This is a genomic window from Bradyrhizobium sp. 160 (assembly GCF_023073735.1).
Lineage (GTDB): Bacteria > Pseudomonadota > Alphaproteobacteria > Rhizobiales > Xanthobacteraceae > Bradyrhizobium.
Genome location: NZ_JADPKD010000037.1, coordinates 1 through 3386 on the forward strand (window position 1 = coordinate 1; position 3386 = coordinate 3386).

Sequence of the window (3386 nt, forward strand, 5' to 3'; positions counted from 1 at the left end):
GATAGGATGATCGAGCAACATCGTCGTCTCCAGGTTGAATGGATGCAACCTCAGTCTGGCCTCAGACTTGGTCGCTATCCACCCCCATGGAATCTTCGCTGCGCTCGCAATGACCAAGTTGGGAGTGAGAGTGCTACTCCTTAGCCCGCGTCTTCATTGCAGACACACCTTCGCATCCTCGCGGCTTGTTCGCCCGAGCTTTGCTTCGGTGCCTTGCCCTCATAATTGAAAGAGGGCGCAGGGAAGACCGGGAGCCGGTTGGCTCCCATGGACCGCCATGCCAAGAGCAGGTTGCGTGTGCTTCATGCATAGCGGACAACAGGGCAACCGGAGACATCCCGACCTTCCCTGCGCGGATGGTTGGAACGGCTTATGTCGCGCTCTCCCCGGGGAGCGATGCACTATTGCCCCCGTCGCCTTGCCGATGGCTGATGCCGCGGTCCGGTTGGGCCGCTCACATCACCGCAAGACTTGGCGCACAGACCCCGGGCGCCAGGACCACACGATTTTGCCGTACGCCGATCACACCGGTCGAGCGCGCGAGGCTCTTCGCTCACGGCTGTCCGCCCTGCGAAGCTCTTCGCGCCGATGTGACCTAGCATCCACCGCCGCCCGGCCCGCGTGTCGTGACGATCGCGATACGCCCTTCTTGCTTGGGCCGGGTTGCCGCGACACATACGCGATTTCCGAATTTCGGTAAAGCGGAATATTTTGGATGGCGCACGTTGACCCAGCGCTGGCGTGTTTTGCCCATCACGCAACACAAGGCCTTGTAGCCTTCCCCTCGTCATTCCGGGGCGACGAAGTCGCGAGCCCGGAATGACAGCTGTGGCTGCATTTGCCCATCCCGCCGCCGCGCTGGTATGGTTCCTGCAAGCTGCCTCGGCTTCCGCAATCTCCTGACAAGATCCTGAAAATGCCAAGCTCAAGACCCGACCGCATCCGCAAGCTGCTCGCCGACCTCGTTGCTTTCGACACCGTCAGCGACCGCACCAACCTGCCTCTGATCACCCATATCGAAAGCTATCTCGCCGCGTTCGGCATCAAGGGCGAGCGCATCGTCGATGAGACCGGCGAGAAAGCCTCGCTGTGGGTCACCATTGGACCGGAGGACCGTCCCGGCCTGGTGCTGTCGGGCCACACCGATGTCGTGCCCGTGGTCGGCCAGGACTGGAGCCACGATCCGTTCAAGCTCGTCGAGCGTGACGGCAGGCTCTACGGCCGCGGCACCACCGACATGAAGGGCTTTGTCGCGGTGTGCCTCGCGATGGTGCCGGAGATCGTGGAGGCGAAGCTCAAGACGCCGATTCATCTGGCGATCTCCTATGACGAGGAGATCGGCTGCGTCGGCGTGCGGCCGATGCTGCGCGAGGTGGCGAAGAAACGCGTAAAACCGCTCGGCTGCTTTGTCGGCGAGCCGACCGAGATGAAGGTCATCATCGGCCACAAAGGCAAGCACGGTGTCCGCGCCACGTTTCGCGGCCTCGCCCGCCATTCCTCGATCGCGCCCGACGGCGTCAACGCGATCGAATATGCCGCAGAACTGATCACCGAAATCCGTCGTCGCGCGGTAAAACTCGCGGCCGCGCGATCAACGGACAGCCTTTACGACGTTCCGCACTCGACGCTGCTCACCAGCATCGTGCATGGCGGCGCCGCGCTGAACATCGTGCCGGATACTTGCACGGTGGATTTCGAATGCCGCGGCATCGGCATCACCGAGTCCAAAGAGGTGACCGATGCGATCGTCGCCTGGGCCAAGGCCGAGCTCGAGCCCCTGATGAACAAACAGCATCCGGAGTGCGGCATCGATTTCGAGGAAATCCTCGACTATCCCGCGCTCGACACGGCCGCCGACGCGGCCATCGTCACGCTGGCCAAGAGCCTTGCAGGGCGCAACGACCACGCCAAGGTCGCGTTCGGCACCGAGGCGAGCCTGTTCGCCAGCATGGCCGATATTCCCTCGGTGGTGATCGGCCCGGGATCGATCGCGCAGGCGCATACGCCGGACGAGTTCGTCGAGATGGCGGAGCTGGAGAAGTGCGCGGCGTTCGTGGAGAGGCTGATTGCGCATTGTGTGAGGGAGTAGAGCGCTAGCATACGGAACCGCCGGCATGAGCGAAGCGAGATGCGAGACCGCCGTCCCGGCTATTGCTTCGCTCACCGGGCCCTACAACATCAGCGCTCCTGCAAGGCCAGCCGCACACCGACGGCGCAGTAAACTGCGCCGACCAACTTGCCTTGCCACCTGACAATGGCCGGGTGGCGGCGAACGAGGTTGCCAAGACGTCCCGCACCGACGGCGAATACGACGGTGCTGACGAGGCCGAGCAACACGAATATGGCTCCCAGAATTCCAAGCTGAAGCACGACCGGCCCGTTGTCCGACCGGACGAACTGCGGCAGGAAGGCGAGAAAGAACAGCGCGGTCTTCGGATTCAGCACCTCCGCCAGGATCGCCTGTCGGAACGCTTGACCCGCAGTGATCGCCAAGGTCCGGGCGTTGATTCCCAGTGGAGCCTTTTCCAGCATCGCGCGAATGCCGAGGTAAATGAGGAAGGCTGCCCCCGCATATTTGACGATGCTGAACAAGAGTGCCGACGTAGCGATGATCGCCGAGAGGCCGACGATCGCCATCGTTGTGTGGACGATGTCTCCCGCAGCGATCCCCGCCCCTGTCGCAATGCCAACCTTCGTTCCGGAACTGGCCGCGCGCGCCATGGTGAGGAGCGTGGCTGGTCCAGGGATGAACACAAAGCCGAGCACGATGATGATGTAGGTGAGCAGGGTGGTCAGATCGATCATGCACGGGCTCCACGGGGCGGATTAACCTAGCAGGCTTTGCGACGGCGAATAGTCCACCGGCACAAGCAGCCGGCCTCGATCTGGCCAACCATCAAGCCGTGCTCGGCATCCAGTACGCCGCGACATCTCGGTCCAGGCGGTGCTGCCTCTGGAATACTTGATTGCCCGCCTTCGCGGGCACTGACATCGCGTGTTTGGGGACGGCGACGCAAACAAAAAAGCGCGGCCAGCGGCCGCGCCTTCGCCCTTCCTATACCGCGCCCGCCTTCTGCGCGTAGTCCCATGAGGCCTTTGACAGCGGCACGGTGCGCTTGGCCGACTCCAGCGCCTTGGCGTTGGCGGCGGTGCCGTCGCGGATACGGCCGGCGATACCCTGCGTGATACCAGCGAGGCGGAACAGATTGTAGGAGAAGTACCAGTTGAGGTCCGGCACGCTCATCTTGGTCACGTTGCAGTAGATTTGCGCGGCCTCTTCCAGGCTCGGGATGTTGAGCGCCTTGAGGTCGACGCCCTCGAGGCCCGGCATGATCCACTGCATCAACAGATAGGTGAAGTCGGCCATGGGATCGCCGAGCGTCGAC

2 protein-coding genes and 1 pseudogene are annotated in these 3386 nt (G+C 62.9%); 1 reads left to right on the forward strand and 2 read right to left on the reverse strand.

All coding sequences use genetic code 11. The features are described from left to right. Window positions 1-916 precede the first annotated feature (916 nt). On the forward strand, window positions 917-2089 hold the full coding sequence (argE, locus tag IVA98_RS16885) for an acetylornithine deacetylase (protein WP_247337615.1): 1173 nt from the start codon (window positions 917-919) through the stop codon (window positions 2087-2089). Window positions 2090-2178: 89 nt separating this feature from the next. Here the strand turns inward: argE and IVA98_RS16890 are convergent, their stop codons facing one another. After that, window positions 2179-2805, reverse strand: a complete 627-nt coding sequence (locus IVA98_RS16890) for a LysE family translocator (protein WP_247355230.1) — start codon at window positions 2803-2805, stop codon at window positions 2179-2181. Window positions 2806-3055: 250 nt separating this feature from the next. Further along, a pseudogene (locus IVA98_RS16895) lies at window positions 3056-3386 on the reverse strand (phosphotransferase family protein); the annotation flags it as partial.

What these genes read in the sequence shown, in the direction of transcription:
- IVA98_RS16890 (WP_247355230.1), bottom strand. Translation starts at nt 2,805, where the DNA reads ATGATCGATCTGACCACCCTGCTCACCTACATCATCATCGTGCTCGGC.
- argE (WP_247337615.1), top strand. Translation starts at nt 917, where the DNA reads ATGCCAAGCTCAAGACCCGACCGCATCCGCAAGCTGCTCGCCGACCTC.